Source organism: Agromyces sp. LHK192 (assembly GCF_004006235.1).
GTDB lineage: Bacteria > Actinomycetota > Actinomycetes > Actinomycetales > Microbacteriaceae > Agromyces.
This window is the reverse complement of the sequence record NZ_CP034753.1, coordinates 4,069,586-4,088,319: the sequence shown is the minus strand read 5'-3', so window position 1 is coordinate 4,088,319 and position 18,734 is coordinate 4,069,586. Positions and strand designations below refer to the sequence as shown.

Below are 18,734 nucleotides of genomic sequence, written 5' to 3'. Positions count from 1 at the left end.
TCGTCATGGCGCCTGGCCGTGCCGCTCGTCGGTCCCCCGATCGACGTGCGAGCGGCTCCAGGCTGAAGTACATCATCGGTTATCCACCGCCTGTGGGCAAAGGCTGTTGAAACAGCGGAATTCCGCGGTCGAGGCTGGGGATAACTGGTCTCAAACCGTATCGAAAGTCGGCCTGCCCGACAAATGCCGAGAACGTCATCCGTTCATTCGGGCGTGTCGTCGCGGCGTGTCTTCCACAGCGGATCCGCAGGCTCGTGGGATACTGTCGGTTTCGATCCGCGCCTCCCGCACCGGCGGCCGGTTTGACCGCGCGCCGTTCAGGCCGTAGTTTTAATCAGTTGACCGCAGCCCCCAGGGGCACCCTGTTTTCCCGACGTACGCACATGTGACGCGTTCGCTCGCGGAGATCCGAATCGCCGGAGAAGAAGAATGAGCAAGCGTACCTTCCAGCCGAACAACCGCCGCCGCGCCAAGAAGCACGGCTTCCGCCTGCGCATGCGCACCCGCGCCGGCCGCGCCATCCTCGCGGCCCGCCGTCGCAAGGGCCGCACCGAACTCTCCGCGTAGTCCATCGGTGCTCGCCAAAGCCAACCGCATCACGAGCGCCGACGACTATCGCAGTGTCGTGCGCCGTGGAGCGAAGGTCGCCGGTGCCCACACCGTGAGCTACATCCGCTCACGGTCGTCGGGCGCCGACGCGCGCTTCGGCTTCATCGTCTCGAAGAAGGTCGGCACCGCCGTGCGCCGTAATCTCGTCCGCCGACGGCTCAAGGCCGCCGGCCACGAGCTCGTGCGCGACGGGGTGTCGGGCTTCGACCTGGTGATCCGCGCCCTGCCGTCCGCAGCGGACGCGGATTTTCCGTCCCTGCGCGAGGAACTGCGGCACGCTGCGTCGAGCCGCGCCGCCGGCGCAGGTTCGCTCGGGTCGCTCCATGCGTGACATCGGCCGGTTCCTGCTGCTCGTGCCGCGCAACGTCGGGGTGGCGCTGCTGCTGACCTACCGGAAGGTGGTCTCGCCGCTCTACGGCGACGTCTGCCGGTACTACCCGTCCTGCTCGGCCTACGGGCTCGGTTCCATCCAGCAGCGCGGCCTCGTCTTCGGCGCACTGCTCACGGCATGGCGCATCGTCCGCTGCAACCCGTGGACCGCGGGCGGCATCGACGACGTCCGAACCGCCCGGCACGACCGCGATCGCGTGACCCGCTCGGGTTGGGTGCTCCCGGCAGCATGGGTCTCCGACCCGGCACCCGTGTTCCACTCAGCTCCCACCGCCACCCCGGATCACCCGGGGCACCAGCACGAGTCGGACCGAAGCGTGTCCGCCATCGCCCTTCGAAAGGCCTGACCCCTCCCCATGGATCCCATCAGCATCATCCTCTGGCCCATCAAGTGGGTCATCGAGCTGATCCTCGTCGCCTTCCACACCCTGTGGACCACCATCGGCCTCGACCCGGACGACGGTGTCACCTGGGTCCTCTCGATCGTCGGTCTCGTCATCGTGGTGCGTGCGGCACTTATCCCGATCTTCGTCCGGCAGATCAAGAGCCAGCGCCGGATGCTCGAGGTGGCGCCGCAGCTCAAGAAGATCCAGGACAAGTACAAGGGGAAGAAGGACCAGTTCTCTCGCGAGGCCATGTCTCGCGAGACCATGGACCTCTACAAGCGGACGGGAACCAACCCGCTCTCGTCGTGCCTTCCGCTGCTGCTGCAGATGCCGATCTTCTTCGGCCTGTTCTCGGTGCTGAACGACGCCCAGCACGACAAGGCCGGCGTCGGCGTCTTCACGCAGGACCTCGCGAACTCGTTCGCGAACGCGACCTTCCTCGGCGCACCGCTGAAGGGCACCTTCATCGGGGCCGTGAACGGCGAGTACCCGTGGCAGGTCATGGTCGTCGCCGTCGTCATGATCGTCCTGATGACCGCGTCGCAGTTCATCACGCAGCTGCAGATCGTGTCGAAGAACATGTCGCCGGAGACCAAGGCGAGCCCCATGTTCCGGCAGCAGCGCATCCTGCTGTACCTGCTCCCCCTCGTCTTCGCGTTCTCGGGCGTCGCGTTCCCGATCGGCGTGATGTTCTACTGGCTCGTCTCGAACTTCTGGACCATGGGCCAGCAGTTCGTGGTCATCCGCAACATGCCCACGCCGGGCAGCGAAGCGGCGAAGGCCCGTGAGGCGCGCCTCGCGAAGAAGGGCAAGCTCGTCATCGAGGAGCCCGGAGCCGAGGCCGAGGAGCCCGCGAAGAAGCAGCCCACCCAGCGCCAGCAGCCGGTGAGCAAGCAGCGTGCGAAGAAGAACAACCAGGGGAAGCAGTCATGACGGACGTGCAGCAGGAAACGGCCGAGCGGTCGGTCGCGCAACTCGAAGAAGAAGGCGACATCGCGGCTGACTACATCGAGGAACTCCTCGACATCTGCGACCTCGACGGTGACATCGACATCGATGCCCGCAACGGTCGCGCGTACCTCTCGGTGAACGCCGGCGACGGCGCGAACCTCCGCCTCCTCTCGAAGCCCGACACGGTCAACGCGCTCCAGGAACTCACCCGCCTCGCGGTGCAGACGAAGACCGGGGCGTTCTCACGCCTCATCCTCGACATCGGCGGATCCCGCGACGCACGCCGCGACGAACTGTCGGCGCTTGTCGCCCGTGCCGTCGAGCGCATCGAAGCCGGGGCCTCCGAGGCCGCGTTGCCGCCCATGTCGTCGTATGAGCGCAAGCTCGTGCACGACCTCGTCGCCGAGCGGTCACTCCACTCGGAGTCGCGTGGCGAGGGCGCGGAGCGCCACACCGTCATCACCCGCGTCGGCTGACGCTCCGTCCGTTTCACGTGGAACGATGACCGATCGCCTCGACCTCGAACCCGAACCTGCCGTCGCGGCGACGCTGTTCGGGGACCGCATCGCGCTCGGCCGCGCCTTCACCGAGTCGCTCGCCGAGCACGGCGAAGAACTCGGCCTGATCGGTCCGCTGGAGCTCCCCCGGCTCTGGACGCGACACATCCTGAACTCGGTCGTCGTCGCGCCGTTGCTGCGCCCGGGCCTCGTGGGCGACATCGGGTCCGGCGCGGGCCTGCCCGGGCTGGTGCTGGCGATCGCCCGCCCGGATGTCTCGTTCACGCTGATCGAACCGATGGAGCGCCGCGTCGCATGGCTCGAGCGTCAGGTCGACGAACTCGGGCTCGAGAACGTGGACGTGGTCCGAGCGCGAGCTGAGGATTCGAAGCTCCGCGGTCGCCTCGACCAGGTCACCGCGCGGGCGGTCAGCGCCCTTCGGACACTCATCCCGATCACCGCTCCCCTGCTGCGGCCCGGCGGCGAGCTCGTGCTGATGAAGGGCGCGGGCGTCGATGGCGAGATCGGTGCCGCCGAGAAGGTGCTCCGCAAGTTCCATGTGCACGACCAGGAGGTCCTGGTGCTGGGTGAGGGTGAACTCGACGAGGTCACCCGGGTGTTCCGCGCGACCGTCGGCTGAGCCGCCCGAACTCGGTGCAGGCCGGAACGCAGGCCCGTTCTCGGAGACGTTTCACGTGAAACGCCCGCGGTGCGAATCGCCACTCAGGACGTGCGCCGCCCTGCCCGATACGTCGAGGATCCACGCGGATGACCCGGCGTGCCCGCAGTCGACCGGAGTCCCGAATGTTTCACGTGAAACACTGCCCGATGTCGACCTCCACGAGGTCGTTTGCGTCGCATCGACCGCGGATCCTCGGAACGTCCGAAGTGCCGGTTAGGCTGTTGTCTCAGGTCCGTCGAACCGCTCCGAGGACGTCGGGCTCGGCACGACGGACACGGCGGGAGAGTCGGGAATGGCGCAAGGCGGGGGACGCGGCTGGTTCCGCAGACGGACGGCGTCCGCGCCGACGAATCCCGAACCAGCAGCGCACGAACCCGAGGCACCCACGACGATGAATCCCCCACCACCGACGATCACGCCTGCGCAGGAGCACCCCCTGGTGCAGCCCGCTCCGCCGACGAGTCCGAGCCTTGGTCCGGCGGCTCCCACTCCATCGGAAGCGCATGTCACGCCTGCCTACCCCCAACGATCTGAATCGGCTGTGCCGCCGATGAGCGAGCCCTACGCAGCCGGCGGAGCACCTGTCGGCGGAGGCGCAGGCGGCGATGGACCCGACCGTTCTGGGATTCTGCCTCCGGCCCTCGCCGATGCGCCCTCGAGCGATCTGCCCTTCACGACTCCGCCAGGTGTTTCCGCCGTCGCCGGCGATCATGCTCAGGTTGCTCCCCCGCAACCGTCGTCCGCGCCGTCGGCCCCGCCCACGAACGGCCCGCGGCCGGCTGGCGGCACAGCCGCGCCTACGACACGGCCCATCGACTGGGATGCCGCGACCGCGGCCGCCCTCGCCGGCGACGGATCGCTCGACCAAGATGTCGACGCCGGTTGGAAGCAATTGACCAGGCCCGCAGGCGCCGACGCGATGCTAGAGGATCTCATCCGCGAGATCGTCGGTGATGCCGCCGCGGACACGGTTTCCGCACTGCAGCATCCGGCCGCAGAGCAGGCTGTCCGAGCCTCGGACACGACAGCGGATGCAGTCGCAACCGCGGATGCAGTCGTACCCGCGGATGCAGTCGCACCCGCGGCGCCGTCACCCGACGCTGCAGGTGGTGCGATCGACGCGTTGCCCGATGCCGATGTCGAGGACCACGAGTCGGTGCCGCGGTCCACTGACGGTGAGCCGGCTCGCCAACCCTTGCAGGTAACCCAGGGCGAGCAGCCCGCTCAACCGGTGGAGGTCGCTGCTTTCGAGGTGTCATCGGTCGGCACGCGGTATGCGGGCCCGGTTGCGGAGGCGCAACCCGAGCAGCACACCGTGCCCGAGGCCGATGTCCACGGAGCTTCGGGCCCAGCACCCGCGGTCGAGGCGCCATCCGTTCCGCCCGCATCGCCGCATCCGTCGGACGCCGGTCAGCCGACCCCGCCCGCTGATCCGCAGGTGCCGCTCACAGGCGCGCCCGCTGCGGTGCACGCGCCGTCCGCCGCCGCACTGCACGCGCCGCCGGTCGCGTTGCACGCCCCTCCGGTCGCATCGCCGCCACAGCTCCCCCATCCCGATGTTTCACGTGAAACATCACTGACCACTGGAGGCACTCCCCTGGCCGACGAACTGCTCGACGAGACCCGTCGACGAATGGCGCTCGAGGAATCGGTACTGCCGCTGCCGCCGGCGACCCGCATCTTCACCATCTCGAACCAGAAAGGCGGCGTCGGCAAGACCACGACTGCCGTCAACCTGGCGGCGGCGCTCGCTCGGTCGGGCGCGCGCGTGCTGGTGATCGATCTCGATCCGCAGGGTAACGCCTCGACCGCGCTCGGTGTCGACCATCAGTCGGACCAGCAGAGCGTCTACGAAGTCCTCGTACAGGATCTCTCGCTCACGGAGGTCGTGCGGCCTTCGACCGAGCACGAGCGGCTGGACTGCGTACCCGCCACCATCCACCTCGCGGGTGCCGAGATCGAGTTGGTTTCGATGGTCGCGCGCGAGCAGCGACTCAAGCGGGCGCTCGACGCGCACCTCGCGTCGATGAACGAGCCGTACCACTACGTCTTCATCGACTGTCCTCCGTCGCTCGGGTTGCTGACGATCAACGCCTTCGTCGCGGCTCGTGAGGTGCTGATTCCGATCCAATGCGAGTACTACGCGCTCGAGGGCCTCTCCCAACTGCTGAGCAACATCGAGCTGATCGAGAAGCACCTCAACCCGGTACTCCGACTGTCGACGATCCTGCTCACGATGTACGACTCGCGGACGAACCTGGCGCAACAGGTGGCCCAGGAGGTCCGCCAGCACTTCCCCACCCAGGCCTTGCAGACGATCATTCCGCGCTCGGTCCGGGTGTCCGAGGCCCCGAGCTATGGGCAGAGCGTGATCTCATACGACTTCGGGTCGACCGGGTCGCTGTCGTATCGCGAGGCGGCCGCCGAGATCGCCCATCGCGGCCAAGCAGGCGCAGCGCGTCCTGACGTCAAGGAGAACCACTGATGGCAACCAAGCGCACCGGACTCGGACGCGGCATCGGCGCCCTGATTCCGACCGGAGACGACGCATCGAAGGCGAATCGCCCGGTGGACGTGTTCTTTCCCGAGGCGGATCGCGCCGCTCCGGGCACGGGTTCCCCTGCCGCGGCCGCAGGCGGCGAGTCGCCGGTGGATGCCGGCATCGCGATGGCATCGCCGACCCTCGCGGCGGTCGCCGTCGTCGAGCAGGCCGCGGCGAACGACGGCCTCCTCGCAGTGCCGGGCGCTCGCCTGGCTCGCCTGAACCCGCACGACATCGTGCCCAACGCCCAGCAGCCGCGGTCCAACTTCGATCCCGAGGACCTCGCTGAGCTCGTGCACAGTGTCCGCGAGTTCGGCGTGCTCCAGCCGATCGTCGTCCGTCCCCATCCTGACGAGGCCGGCAAGTACGAACTCGTCATGGGTGAACGTCGACTTCGGGCGAGCAAGGCTGCTGAACTCGACACGATTCCCGCGGTTATCAAGGACACCGCCGACGAGGCGATGCTGCGGGACGCCCTGCTCGAGAATCTCCACCGGTCGCAGCTCAACCCGCTGGAGGAAGCCTCCGCGTATCAGCAGCTCCTCGCGGATTTCGGCATCACCCAGGAGGAGCTCGCGGAGCGAATCGGCCGCTCCCGCCCCCAGATCTCCAACACGCTGCGGCTGTTGAAGCTGCCCGAGGCGGTGCAGATCCGGGTCGCGGCCGGGGTCCTGAGCGCTGGTCATGCACGCGCGATCCTCATGCTGGGCGACACCGAGTCGATGCTCAAGCTCGCCGACAAGATCGTGAACGAGGAACTGTCCGTTCGGCAGGCCGAGGCCATCGCCGCTGCCCAGCCGAAGCCGGGAAAGCAGAAGCCCGCGGCGGGCAAGCGGCAGGAGTTCCTCGACGACCTCGCGGTTCGTCTCGGTGATCGCTTGAACACACGGGTGAAGATCAACCTCGGCGCGCGGAAGGGCACGATCAACATCGACTTCGCGACGGTGCAGGATCTCCGGCGAATCCTTACCGACCTCGGCGAAGAGCTCGAGGGCGTCTGAGCATCTGCTCGGCGAGGCCGTCATGCCGGCCGTCACCGCGCTTCTGCGGCGAACGTGAAGGGGTGGAGCGCGATGCGCTCCACCCCTTCGGCGTCAGGTCACGATGTTTCACGTGAAACATGGCCGCAGCCTCCACCTCCGATGTTCAGGGCGTCACCGTTTCACGTGAAACATCCGGAACATGTGTCGGATGCGAGCCTCACCCGCGCGCGTGCACCCGGCGAACCAGCGCATCGTAGAGCGCAGCAGACGTCGTCCCGCTCGCTCCGATCGCGAGCGGGAGCAGCGACGTCTCGGTGTGGCCTGGGAGCACGTTGGTCTCGAGGAACCAGGGCGTCCCCTGCGCATCGACGATGAAGTCCGCCCGCGACAGGTCGCGCAGCCCCAGGGTCCGGTGCACGAGGATTGCTGCCTCGGACGCCGCTGCGGCGACGTCGGCGTCGATCCGCGCAGGAGCGTAGAACGTCGTCTCGCCGGCGTTGTACCTGGCCTCGAAGTCGTAGAACTCCGCGGTCGGCGAGATCTCGACGGGTGGGAGTGCGCGCGGCCCCTCCCCCGTGTCGACGACGGACACCGCGATCTCGGCGCCGACGATCCGCTGCTCGATCACGGCGACGTCGGCGTAGGTGAACGCCTCGACGAGGGCGCGAGGCAGTTCGCCCGGTTCGTCGACGATCGTGACGCCCTGGGCGGAGCCGCCGTACGCCGGCTTCACCACGAGGTCGCCGTCGAACGCCTCACGCACGACGCCGAGAATGCTCGCCGCTCCGAGTTCGCGGAACGACTCGTTCGAGAGGACGATCGAGCGGGGGACGTTGATGCCGGCGTCGCGGGCGAGCGACGTGGCCACCGGCTTCGACCACGCCCGACGTGCTGCTGGGCCGCTCGATCCCACGGTCGGCAGGCGGAGTGCGTCGAGCAGGTACAGGAGCGACCCGTCCTCCCCGCTGGTGCCGTGGAGTGCCGGGAAGACGACGTCCGGGCGATCGGCGGTCAGGAAGGGCAGCAGTCCGGCATCCGAGTCGCGCAGTTCGGCGCGGTGCCCCGCTGCGCTCAGCGCATCCACGACCCGCCGGCCCGAGCGCAGCGAGATCTCGCGTTCGTGGGAGATGCCACCCGCGAGGACGACGACACGAAGACTGCCGGAATCGGATGCGGTGACCGCGCTCGACGCTTCGCGTTCGGCGGGGGCAACAGGCTCTGAGTCAGTCATGATCGGGAGATGCTCCAGTCCAGTTCGACGTCGGATGGGGGGTGTCGGGGTCACTTCAGGTCGGACGGCGGTGCCGAGGACTCGATCTCGAGCTCGTGCGGAGCCTCGAGCGAGCCGGTGCCCGCGAAGGTGTCGCGCAGTGCGAGCTCGCCGTTGATCACCGCGGCCAGCCGCCGGATACCGAGGCGGATCGCATCGGGTGTCGGATAGCAGTACGAGAGACGCATCGCGTGACGTCCACGCCCATCCGCGAAGAACGCCGTGCCGGGGGTGTACGCGACCAGCTCGCGGACGGCGCGAGGCAGCATCTGCTTGGAGTCGAGCGAGTCGGGCAGGGTGAGCCACACGTAGAACCCGCCGTTCGGGTCGGTCCAGCTCAACTGCGGCAGGTAGTCCTCGAGCGCCTGGACCATCGCCTGCTTCCGCTCCCGGTACACGCCGCGGAACGTGTCGATCTGGCCGCGCCAGTCGGCCGTCGAGAGGTACTCCGACACGATCATCTGGTTGAACGACGACGGCGAGAGGATCGCCGACTCGGCGGCGAGGATCAGCTTCTCGCGGATCGCGTGCGGGGCGAGCGCCCAGCCGACGCGGAATCCGGGGGCGAGCGTCTTCGAGAACGAGCCGAGGTAGATGACGCTCTCGGGGTCCATCGACCGGAGTGCATCGGGCGCCGGCTCGTCGAAGTGCAGCAGGCCGTAGGGGTTGTCCTCGAGCACGAGGATCTCGTTCTGGCGGCAGATCTCGAGGATCTCGGGGCGTCGGGCGGCCGACAGGGTGACGCCCGCTGGATTGTGGAAGTTCGGGATCGTGTACAGGAACTTGATCCGACGGCCCTGACCGCGCAGGTGCGCGATGGTCTCACGCAACGCCTCGGGGATCAGGCCGTCGTCGTCCATCGCGACGTGCACGATCGAGGCCTGGTAGGAGCGGAAGACCCCCATCGCCCCGACGTAGGACGGTGCCTCCGCGAGGACGACATCACCCGGGTCGAGAAACAGTTTCGCGACGAAATCAAGCGCCTGCTGCGAACCGGTGGAGGTCACGACGTCGTCGACCGACGCCCCGCGGATGCCCTCGAGCGCCATCACCTCGAGGATGTGCTCGCGCAACGACGGGATGCCTGCTCCCCCGCCGTACTGGAGCGCCGTCGGTCCGTGCTCGCGCATGACCCGCTCCATCGACTGGGCGATCAGCTCCTGCGGCAGCGCGGACACGAACGGCATGCCGCCGGCGAGCGAGACCACCTCGGGCCGCGACGCCACGGCGAACAGGGCTCGAACCTCGGATGCGGCGAAGCCGGCGGCTCGCGCGGCGTAGTTCGCGTACCAGGGGTCGAGGTTGTTGCCGGTCCGCTGCGGGACGCCGTCGGTGGTCACATCACATCCGTTCTGCTCAAGGTCTTCATGCTAGTCACCGCGTCGGGGCCGGAATGACGGATGCCCGCGGCGAGGCATCCGCTCGGATATGCGGAAGGCCCGCCCGGCTTGAGCCGGGCGGGCCTTCACGACGAGGCTGCCGACTACTGGATGTAGGCGGCGAGGTCGGCCTCGAGGGCCGGCTTCGGCTTCGCGCCGACGACGGTCTTGACGACCTCGCCCTTGTCGAACACCTTGAACGCCGGGATCGCGGTGATCTGGTACTTCATCGCGAGACCGGGGTTCTCGTCGACGTTCAGCTTCACGATGTCGAGCTTCTCGGAGTGCTCGGTCGCGATCTGGTCGAGGATCGGGCTCACGGCCCGACACGGGCCGCACCACTCGGCCCAGAAGTCGACGAGGACGGGCTTGTCGTTGTTGAGGACCTCCTGCTCGAAGGTGGCCTCGGTCACTGCGCGTGCAGTCATTGCAATCTCCTTTGGATGGAAGAACCTGGACGAACGGATGTCGTCGAAGAGGTCAGTTGACGGATGCGAGCCGCTCGACGGCCTCGGCCTCGGCTTCGGCTTCCGCGGGCGAGGAGGTGTCCGCGAGCGCCGCGAGGTAGTGCTCGGCGTCGAGGGCCGCGACCGTGCCCGACCCGGCGGCCGTGACGGCCTGGCGGTAGTGCGGGTCGATCACGTCTCCGGCGGCGAACACGCCCGGGAGGCTCGTGCGCGACGAACGGCCGTCGACCCACACGGTGCCCTCGCCGGTGAGTTCGAGCTTGCCGTGCACGAGGTGGGTGCGCGGGTCGTTGCCGATGGCCACGAACAGACCGTCGAGCTCGAGCGGGCGGAGGTCGCCGGTGACGGTGTCGCGGAGCGTCACGCCCGACACCTGGGTCTCGCCGAGGATCTCGGCGATCTCCGCGTTCCAGACGAACTCGATCTTCTCGTTGTCGAACGCGCGCTGCTGCATGATCTTCGACGCCTTGAGCTCCTCGCGGCGGTGGATCACGTAGACCTTGTCGGCGAAGCGGGTGAGGAACGTGGCCTCCTCCATCGCCGAGTCCCCGCCGCCGACGACCGCGATGGTCTTCTGGCGGAAGAAGAACCCGTCGCACGTCGCGCACCATGAGAGGCCGTGGCCCGAGAGGTGCTCCTCCTCCGGGAGGCCGAGCTTTCGGTAGGCGGACCCGGTCGCGTAGATGACGGTCTTCGCCTCTTCGACGCCGCCGTTGCCGAGCTTCACGCGCTTGACCGGACCGTCGAGCTCGAGCTCGACGACGTCGTCGTAGACGACCTCGGTGCCGAAGCGCTCGGCCTGCTGCTGCATCTGCGTCATCAGGTCGGGGCCCATGATGCCCTCGGGGAAACCCGGGAAGTTCTCGACCTCGGTCGTGTTCATCAGCTCGCCGCCGATCTCGACCGAGCTGGCGATGAGCAGCGGCTGCAGTTCGGCGCGCGCGGCGTAGATCGCGGCGGTGAAGCCGGCGGGGCCCGAGCCGATGATGATGATGTCGCGCAACACTGCTCCCTGGTTGTGACGTGCGGTCGTGACGTGGATATGGCATCCGCTGGTTCACGGATGTCACGACATGGTCAACACAGTCTAGGCGGCACCTATTCCGCCGCCTCGCTCCGTTGCGGCGCGCGACGGATGCCGCCGATGCAGGCCGTCGACGCCGCCCGAACGCCGACCGGTCGGAGCGACCGCGTCGCGGACGGAGCGCTCAGCGGCGACGCAGTCGCGCGACCAGCGGTTCCGCGAATCCCCGGAGTTCCGGTGACCGCATCACCCAGAGGCCGCCGAAGTAGAGCGCGGCCATGACGACGCCGATGGCCGCCATGGAGGTGATCGCGCCGACGATGCTGCTCACCGCGAAGCCGCCGGCCTGCGTGCCGCCGAGTGCGATCAGCAGGGCGATACCGGCCGCGACGGGCAGCACGGCAGCCGCGGCGGCGCGGCCGAGAGCGACCAGCACGCGCCGACCGTCGAGCGTGCCGAGGCGTCGCCGCAGCAGGACGAGCGCAACCGCGAGCTGCGCGGTCCCGGCGAGCGTCGTCGACGCCGCGACGCCGACCGCGACCCAGTCGACGGGAAGGGCGAGGCACGCGACCGCGCACGCACTGAACAGCACGGCCTGGAAGAGCGTGAAGAAGAACGGGGTGCGGGTGTCGTGCAGCGCGTAGAAGGTGCGCTGCACGATGAAGAGGATGCTGAAGCCGAGCAGGCCGATCACGTACGCGATGATGACGTTGCCGAGGGCGGCCACGTCGGCGAAGAACTCCCGCGTGAAGACCGCCGCGAACGGGTAGGCGACAACGAGCAGCACGGCGACCGCGAGCACGATGATCGTGCCGACGCCCCGGATCGCGCTCGACAGGTCGTCCCGCACGTCGACGAGGCGGTCGACCGCCGCGTGCTCGCTCATGCGCGTGAAGTACGCGGTGGCGATGGAGACGGTGATGACGGAGTGCGGGAGCATGAAGATGAGCCAGGCATTGTCGATCGCCGCCACGGATGCCGCCGAGCCCGAGACCGAGCTCACCACGAGCGTCTGCACGATGCCGGCGCCCGTCGTGACCAGGAGCATGCCGAACGTCCATCCCGCGAGCCGCCCGGCCGATCGCAGGCCGACGCCGCGCCACGCGAAGTCGGGTCGGTACTTCAGGCCGATGCGCCGCCAGAACCAGAAGAGGACGACGGCCTGCGCGACGATGCCGAGCGTCGCGCTCCCGGCGAGCACCGCGATCATCGAGGGCGACCATTCGGAAGCTGCGCGAGCGCCGATCGGGTCGGCGCCGAAGACGATCGCGAACACCGCGATCCCCGCGAGGGCGACGAGGTTGTTGAGCACCGGAACCCAGGTGAACGGGCCGAAACTCCGGCGGGCGTTGAGCACCTCGCCGAGCAGGGTGTACATGCCGTAGAAGAAGATCTGGGGCATGCACCACCACGCGAAGGCGACGGCGAGGGCGAACGTCTCGTCGGGCAGCGATGCGCCGTAGAGGAACGTGAGCAGTGGTGCCGCGAGGGTCGCGACGACCGTCGCGCCGGCGAGCACGACGAACGCGAGCGTCAGCAGCTTGTTGATGTACGCGCTGCCGCCGTCCGCATGGGCGCCGGCGCGAACGATCTGGGGCACGAGCACGGCGCTCAGCACGCCGCCTGCGACGATCACGAAGACGGTGTTCGGCAGGCCGTTGGCGACGGCGAACGCGTCGGCGCCCTGCGACCCGATGATGCCGATGGTCGAGGCGAGGGCGATCGCCTTCACGAACCCGAGGATCCGCGAGACGAGCGTGCCTGACGCGAGGAAGACGCTCGCGCGGCCGATCCGGTCCTCAGCCATCCGTGCGATCCTCCGTCGTGGGCTGCTGGGCCCTGGGCAGCTCGGTCGCGCCGGGTGCATCGGCGGGAGCTGCGGGGTCCGCAGGCCCCGCGTCATCCGTCGCATCCGCATCATCCGTCGTCGCCGACGCGGATGCCTCCGCCTTCGTGCGCCGGCGACGGCGGACGCTGCGCCAGATGCCGAAGCCGAAGAACGCGACGACGAGCGCTGCCAGGATGGCGGCGCCGATGCCCTCCCAGTCGGCCTGCACGTTCGCGGTGATCTCGATCGGACGGCCGACCTGCACGCCCGCGGCCGAGAAGAGCGAGACCGTGAGCGTCACCTCGCCGCGTCCGACGCCGGCGGCGACGGGCACGATGACGTTGCTGCGCGACTCGGGTGCCACGGTCGTCTCGACCCGCTCCTCGACGAGCAGCCGCCCGTTCGACGGCTGCGCGTCGACGAACACGGTGACCGGGTACGGCAGGAGGTTCTCGACCGTGGTGGGGACCCCGGTCTGGCTCGACAGCACGTTGACGGTGCTGCTCGGCGCGACCGAGATCGCGTTCATGGTGGCCGTCTGGTCGACCAGTCGCTCGCCGACCGCATCCGCCCAGGCGTCGAAGTCGGTGCGCCACGACTCGTCGAGCAGCGCGAACAGGGCGCGTCGGGTCGGCGCGGTCAGCAGCGTCGGGTCGGCGAGCACCGTGGCGAACTGCCCCATGCGCGCGTCGCTGTCGAACAGGCGGGCGAGGTAGTCGAGGCGCGTCGCGTCCTCGGACGTCGAGACGAGCGGGAGGTCCACGGGCGGCGCGCCGATCGCCTCGCTCAGGCTCGCGCTGCCCGCCCAGCCCCACGTGCCGAGCTCGCCGACCAACGACCCCACGCGTGCGCTCTGCGTCGTCGCGCCACGCGGGAACGTCGCGAGCACGATGCCGCCGTCGCCGACGCTCGCGCGCATGGCGAGCTCGGCACCGATCCGGCCGGTGGCCTCGGCCCACGTGATCTCGCCGGATGCCGAGGCCGCGGCACGCAGCGCGTCGGAGATGCCGGCGTCGGCGACGACGACCGATTCGCCCTCGACCGTCGCGCTCGAGTCGGGGGCGGTGCCGGTGACGTTCGCCGCCTCGAGGATCGTCGTCGTGAGGCCTGCGGTGCGGAATGCGGCCAGGTCGCCCGACGCGACGGTCGCCGCAGCCGGCCAGGCGAGGTCCGTGCGGGTGTACGGCCAGGACAGCAGTTCATCGGTCGTCGGGAGCGTGTCGGGGGCCTCGGGCTCGGTCGTCGGTTCGACGCTCGGCGACGGGGAGGCGGATGCCGCGGCGTCCTGCGCGGTGGCACCCTCATCGCCTTCCCCGCCCGCGCCGGTGCCGAAGTCGTCGGGGTCGAGCACGTCGGCGAACGACGGTGCCGGGAGGACCCCGACGCCGGACTGCGTCTGCCCGGTGAGGTCCGCATCGGCGTACGCGAGGGGGAAGACCTCGTTCGAGATCCCGGCCAGCCGGTCGAGCCAGAGGAGCGAGGAGGCCGGCGCCGAGGAGCCCAGCACCCGGATGGACGCGATGATCCGCGGATCGACGGCGACCGCCACCGACTGGTCGGCGACCGCGTCGAGCTCGCGCGAGAGCAGGCCGACCGGTCCGGTCCAGAGTTCGAGGAGGTCGGGCGCGATCAGGCCGTCGGTCTCGGCCGGCACGGTGATCGCGTAGGCGAGCGCGAGGCGGGGCGTCGCCGCGGTCGGCGTGAGGGCCGACGACGCGAAGACCGCGGTCTCCGCGGCGACCGCGCCGCCTTCCACGACGATCTCGGCGCCGACGCCGAACACCGGCCCGATCACCGGGTCGAGCGAGCCGGCCGGTGCGGTGATCGCGACCCGAACGGTGCTGCCGGCTGCGAGGGCCGGCGAGGCGGTCTCGGCGAGGATCTCGGCGGGGTGCTCGGTGCCGTCGTCCAGCCAGGCCGCGAGCTCCGCACGGTCGTCGATCGCGGCTTCGGAGCGGGTCAGCCGAACGATCCCGGCCGGGACGGGCTCACCGGTGCCGTTCGTGATCTCGACGTCGACGGCCACCACCGCCGCCGGGTCCAGCGTCGTTCCGACGGTCGGGGCCAGGTCGATCGAGACGAAACCGGTCTCGGTGGTTTCCTCGGTGGTCGAGGCGGATGCGCCGGCGCCCGCGGCCGCTGCGCCGGCCGAGGCATCCGCTCGGTCCGCTTCCATTCCGAACACGCCGGCGCCCGCAGCGACCGGCGCGGCGAGGGCCGTGGCCACGGTCGCGGCGACGGCGGCCGCGATGATGCCGCGGCGTCGTTCCCGGATGAGTCGGCGCAGTCGAAGCACAGGGTTCGACGCGGCCACCATGCGTGCGATTCTACGGCGTGGCGGCTCCGCGGCCGCTCGACGTCCACAGGGCGCGGACCGGACCGCCGCCTACCATGAGAGGCATGCAGGACGTCGCCTCGGCCCTCGGTCGACTTCGGGAACTCGCGGCCTCGCCGACCGTGTCGACGCTCGCCGACGCCTTCGAGGCGGCCGGCCGCGAGCTCGCCCTCGTCGGCGGGCCGGTCCGCGATGCCTTCCTCGGGCGACCGGTGCACGACCTCGACTTCACGACGGATGCCCGTCCCGACGAGATCCTCGAGATCGTGAAGCCGATCGCGCAGGCGCACTGGGACATCGGGCGCGACTTCGGCACCATCGGCGCGCGCATCCGCGGTGAGCAGGTCGAGATCACGACGTACCGCGCCGATACCTACGACGGCGACTCCCGCAAGCCCGAGGTCGTCTTCGGCGACTCCCTCGAGGGCGATTTGACGCGCCGCGACTTCACGGTCAACTCGATGGCGCTGCGGCTCCCCCGGCTCGAACTCGTCGACCCGTCCGGTGGCGTCGAGGACCTGATGGCGAAGCGGCTCCGCACGCCGTCGCCTCCCGAGGTGTCGTTCGGCGACGATCCGCTCCGGATGCTCCGCGCGGCGCGCTTCGCGTCGCAGCTCGGCTTCGAGGTCGAGGAGGGCACCCGCGCGGCGATGGTCGCCCTGGCCGCCGCGATCGACCGGATCTCGGCCGAGCGGTTGCGCGACGAACTCTCGAAGCTGCTGCTGACGGATGCCCCGGTGCCGGGCCTTCGACTCCTGGTCGAGTCCGGCCTCGCCGACCGGGTGCTGCCCGAGCTGCCCGCCCTGCGGCTGGAGCGCGACGAGCACCACCGGCACAAGGACGTCTACGAGCACAGCCTCACCGTGCTCGACCAGGCGATCGACTACGAGCGGTCGCGGGGCCGCCTCGACTCCCCCGACCTGGTGGCGCGCCTCGCGGCGCTGCTGCACGACATCGGCAAGCCCGCGACCCGGCGGATGGAGCCGGGCGGAGCGGTCAGCTTCCATCACCACGACGTCGTCGGCGCGAAGCTCGCCAAGAAGCGCCTGCGGGCGCTGCGGTTCGACAACGACACGATCGCGGCCGTCGCGCGGCTGATCGAACTGCACCTTCGGTTCTTCGGGTACACGGATGCCTCGTGGACCGACTCGGCCGTGCGCAGGTACGTGCGCGACGCCGGTGACCAGCTGGAACGGCTGCACATCCTCTCCCGCGCCGACGTCACGACGCGCAACCGCCGCAAGGCCAACATGCTCGCCTTCGCCTACGACGACCTCGAGGAGCGCATCGCCGTGCTCGCCGAGGAGGAGGAGCTCGCGGCGGTGCGCCCCGAGCTGGACGGCGCCGACATCATGCGCCTGCTCGACCTGAAGCCCGGCCCCGTCGTCGGAGAGGCGTACCGGTACCTCCTCGAGGTGCGCCTCGACGAGGGTCCGATCGGCGCGGATGCCGCGGAGCAGCGCCTCCGCGCCTGGTGGGCCGCCCGCGGCGCGTGACCGACGACCTGGCCGCGGTGAGGATGGCTCACGGCCGAATGGCGTGGGCGCGGGGCATCCGTTACACTTGACAGGTTGTCTGCGTGCCCGAATCCGGGCCTCCGCAGTTCGACGCCTGACACCCTCCTGTCGCAGAACGTCTGCGACCGCATAGTCCGAAGGAGGTGGGTACGTCATGCACCAGTACGAGCTGATGGTCATCCTCGATCCCGAGATCGACGAGCGCACCGTTGCTCCCAGCCTCGACAAGTTCCTCAACGTCATCCGCAACGATGGCGGTTCTGTCGACAACGTCGACATCTGGGGACGCCGTCGCCTGGCTTACGAGATCAAGAAGAAGGCCGAGGGCATCTACGCCGTCGTCGACTTCACCGCGACGCCTGCGACCACCGCTGAGCTCGACCGCCAGCTGAACCTCAGCGAGGCCGTCATGCGCACGAAGGTCCTCCGCGCCGACGAGGCGATCGCCCAGGTCGCCGCCGTCAAGAAGGCCGAAGAGGCGAAGGCCGCCAAGAAGGCCGCCGCCGCTGCGAAGAAGAAGGACGCCTAGTCCCCATGGCCGGCGAGACCATCATCACCGTGGTGGGCAACCTCACCGCCGACCCGGAGCTGCGGTACACGCAGAACGGGCTGGCGGTCGCGAACTTCACCATCGCGTCCACCCCCCGCACGTTCGACCGCCAGGCGAACGAGTGGAAGGACGGCGAGGCGCTGTTCCTGCGCGCGAGCTGCTGGCGTGAATTCGCCGAGCACGTGGCGGGTTCGCTCACCAAGGGTTCACGGGTCATCGCTACCGGGCGGCTGAAGCAGCGCTCCTACGAGACCAAGGAGGGCGAGAAGCGCACCAGCATCGAGCTCGAGATCGACGAGATCGGTCCGAGCCTGCGGTACGCGACCGCCCAGGTCACGCGAGCGCAGTCCAACCGCGGTGTCGGCGGAGGCTCCAACTACGGTGGGGGCTCCTCTTCGTCCGACGACGCCTGGGCGCCCAGCGCTCCGGCCGCCTCCTCGGGCGGCGGGGACGTGTGGAACACGCCCGGCACCAACTACGGGGACGACACGCCCTTCTAGGCCGGCAGGCCGCGAACGGATGCCTCGCCCGAGACATCCCTCGCACGAATCGTTTTCACAAGACAGGAAAGAACCATGGCTGGAAAGAGCAGCGGCGACCGCCGCAAGCCTCGCGGCAAGGGTGCGAAGAACGCAGCCCCCGCGAAGTCCGTCAAGGTCGGCGTCATCGACTACAAGGATGTCGCCACCCTTCGGAAGTTCATCTCGGAGCGCGGCAAGATCCGCGCCCGTCGCATCACCGGTGTCTCCGTGCAGGAGCAGCGCCTCATCGCCCGCGCAGTGAAGAACGCGCGTGAGATGGCGCTCCTGCCCTACTCCGGCTCGGGCCGCTAAGGAGCACCATCATGGCAAAGGTCATTCTCACGCACGAAGTGTCGGGTCTCGGTGAGGCCGGCGACGTCGTCGAGGTCAAGAACGGGTACGCCCGCAACTACCTCGTCCCGCAGGGTTTCGCGACCCCGTGGACCCGCGGCGGCCAGAAGCAGGTCGACCAGATCAAGGCTGCGCGCGCGTCGCGCGCCCTGCACTCCCTCGAGGACGCGCAGGCGCTGAAGTCCAAGCTCGAAGAGGGCAAGGTCAAGCTGTCGGTCAAGGCCGGCAACGGCGGCCGCCTGTTCGGCTCGGTCAAGACGTCGGATGTCGCGGCCGCGGTCGAGGCCGCCGGTCTCGGCTCGGTCGACAAGCGCAAGATCGAGATCCCGACCCCGATCAAGTCGGTCGGCGACCACGAAGCGAACGTCCGTCTGCACGACGACGTCAGCGCCACGATCACCCTGCAGGTGGTCGCCGCGAAGTGATTTCGCGCACGCACGAACGAGGGGCCC

General features: G+C 69.3%; 19 protein-coding genes. 13 read left to right on the top strand and 6 right to left on the bottom strand.

Annotated elements, in window-relative coordinates:
* Positions 1-429 precede the first annotated feature (429 nt).
* From rpmH to ELQ40_RS18605, 8 genes are all read left to right on the top strand, one after another.
* Positions 430-567, top strand: coding sequence for a 50S ribosomal protein L34 (gene rpmH, locus ELQ40_RS18640; RefSeq protein WP_021010601.1), 138 nt, complete (start codon positions 430-432; stop codon positions 565-567).
* A gap of 7 nt (positions 568-574) precedes the next feature.
* On the top strand, positions 575-940 hold the full coding sequence (rnpA, locus tag ELQ40_RS18635) for a ribonuclease P protein component (RefSeq protein WP_127795036.1): 366 nt from the start codon (positions 575-577) through the stop codon (positions 938-940).
* Positions 933-1,346: a membrane protein insertion efficiency factor YidD gene (gene yidD / locus ELQ40_RS18630; RefSeq protein WP_127795035.1), complete on the top strand. Its 414-nt coding sequence runs from the start codon at positions 933-935 to the stop codon at positions 1,344-1,346. Before rnpA ends, yidD begins: the two co-directional genes overlap by 8 nt.
* 9 nt (positions 1,347-1,355) lie before the next feature.
* Positions 1,356-2,318, top strand: coding sequence for a membrane protein insertase YidC (gene yidC, locus ELQ40_RS18625; RefSeq protein WP_127795034.1), 963 nt, complete (start codon positions 1,356-1,358; stop codon positions 2,316-2,318).
* The gene (locus ELQ40_RS18620) at positions 2,315-2,812 is read left to right on the top strand and encodes a R3H domain-containing nucleic acid-binding protein (protein WP_127795033.1); all 498 of its coding nucleotides are present in this window, start codon (positions 2,315-2,317) and stop codon (positions 2,810-2,812) included. Before yidC ends, ELQ40_RS18620 begins: the two co-directional genes overlap by 4 nt.
* 25 nt (positions 2,813-2,837) lie before the next feature.
* On the top strand, positions 2,838-3,473 hold the full coding sequence (gene rsmG, locus ELQ40_RS18615; RefSeq protein WP_127795032.1) for a 16S rRNA (guanine(527)-N(7))-methyltransferase RsmG: 636 nt from the start codon (positions 2,838-2,840) through the stop codon (positions 3,471-3,473).
* 1,675 nt (positions 3,474-5,148) lie between these two features.
* Positions 5,149-6,000: a ParA family protein gene (locus ELQ40_RS18610; protein WP_127795409.1), complete on the top strand. Its 852-nt coding sequence runs from the start codon at positions 5,149-5,151 to the stop codon at positions 5,998-6,000.
* Positions 6,000-7,058, top strand: coding sequence for a ParB/RepB/Spo0J family partition protein (locus tag ELQ40_RS18605; protein ID WP_127795031.1), 1,059 nt, complete (start codon positions 6,000-6,002; stop codon positions 7,056-7,058). Before ELQ40_RS18610 ends, ELQ40_RS18605 begins: the two co-directional genes overlap by 1 nt.
* Positions 7,059-7,257: 199 nt before the next feature.
* On the opposite strand, the gene ELQ40_RS18600 is transcribed toward ELQ40_RS18605, so the two are convergent.
* The 6 genes from ELQ40_RS18600 to ELQ40_RS18575 form a co-directional block, all read right to left on the bottom strand.
* Positions 7,258-8,271 (bottom strand): D-alanine--D-alanine ligase, encoded by a 1,014-nt coding sequence (locus ELQ40_RS18600; RefSeq protein WP_127795030.1) that lies wholly within the window; start codon positions 8,269-8,271, stop codon positions 7,258-7,260.
* A gap of 50 nt (positions 8,272-8,321) precedes the next feature.
* Positions 8,322-9,650: a PLP-dependent aminotransferase family protein gene (locus ELQ40_RS18595; RefSeq protein ID WP_127795029.1), complete on the bottom strand. Its 1,329-nt coding sequence runs from the start codon at positions 9,648-9,650 to the stop codon at positions 8,322-8,324.
* Between the two features lie 143 nt (positions 9,651-9,793).
* Positions 9,794-10,117 (bottom strand): thioredoxin, encoded by a 324-nt coding sequence (trxA, locus tag ELQ40_RS18590; RefSeq protein ID WP_127795028.1) that lies wholly within the window; start codon positions 10,115-10,117, stop codon positions 9,794-9,796.
* Positions 10,118-10,169: 52 nt separating this feature from the next.
* Positions 10,170-11,159 (bottom strand): thioredoxin-disulfide reductase, encoded by a 990-nt coding sequence (gene trxB, locus ELQ40_RS18585; protein ID WP_127795027.1) that lies wholly within the window; start codon positions 11,157-11,159, stop codon positions 10,170-10,172.
* 205 nt (positions 11,160-11,364) lie between these two features.
* Complete coding sequence (gene murJ, locus ELQ40_RS18580; protein WP_127795026.1) at positions 11,365-12,987, bottom strand: murein biosynthesis integral membrane protein MurJ; 1,623 nt, start codon at positions 12,985-12,987, stop codon at positions 11,365-11,367.
* Positions 12,980-15,325 carry a DUF6049 family protein gene (locus tag ELQ40_RS18575; protein WP_127795025.1) on the bottom strand — a complete coding sequence of 782 codons (2,346 nt, stop codon included), beginning with the start codon at positions 15,323-15,325 and terminating at the stop codon, positions 12,980-12,982. Before ELQ40_RS18575 ends, murJ begins: the two co-directional genes overlap by 8 nt.
* Positions 15,326-15,408: 83 nt before the next feature.
* On the opposite strand from ELQ40_RS18575, the gene ELQ40_RS18570 reads away from it, so the two are divergent.
* From ELQ40_RS18570 to rplI, 5 genes are all read left to right on the top strand, one after another.
* Positions 15,409-16,839, top strand: coding sequence for a CCA tRNA nucleotidyltransferase (locus ELQ40_RS18570; RefSeq protein ID WP_127795024.1), 1,431 nt, complete (start codon positions 15,409-15,411; stop codon positions 16,837-16,839).
* 175 nt (positions 16,840-17,014) lie between these two features.
* A complete protein-coding gene (rpsF, locus tag ELQ40_RS18565) occupies positions 17,015-17,389 on the top strand; it encodes a 30S ribosomal protein S6 (protein ID WP_127795023.1) in 375 nt (124 codons plus the stop codon).
* Between the two features lie 5 nt (positions 17,390-17,394).
* On the top strand, positions 17,395-17,910 hold the full coding sequence (locus tag ELQ40_RS18560; protein ID WP_127795022.1) for a single-stranded DNA-binding protein: 516 nt from the start codon (positions 17,395-17,397) through the stop codon (positions 17,908-17,910).
* A gap of 75 nt (positions 17,911-17,985) precedes the next feature.
* Positions 17,986-18,243 (top strand): 30S ribosomal protein S18, encoded by a 258-nt coding sequence (rpsR, locus tag ELQ40_RS18555; protein WP_092673953.1) that lies wholly within the window; start codon positions 17,986-17,988, stop codon positions 18,241-18,243.
* Positions 18,244-18,254: 11 nt separating this feature from the next.
* Entirely contained in the window at positions 18,255-18,707 is a 453-nt protein-coding gene (gene rplI / locus ELQ40_RS18550) for a 50S ribosomal protein L9 (protein ID WP_127795021.1), read from the top strand.
* Positions 18,708-18,734 lie beyond the last annotated feature (27 nt).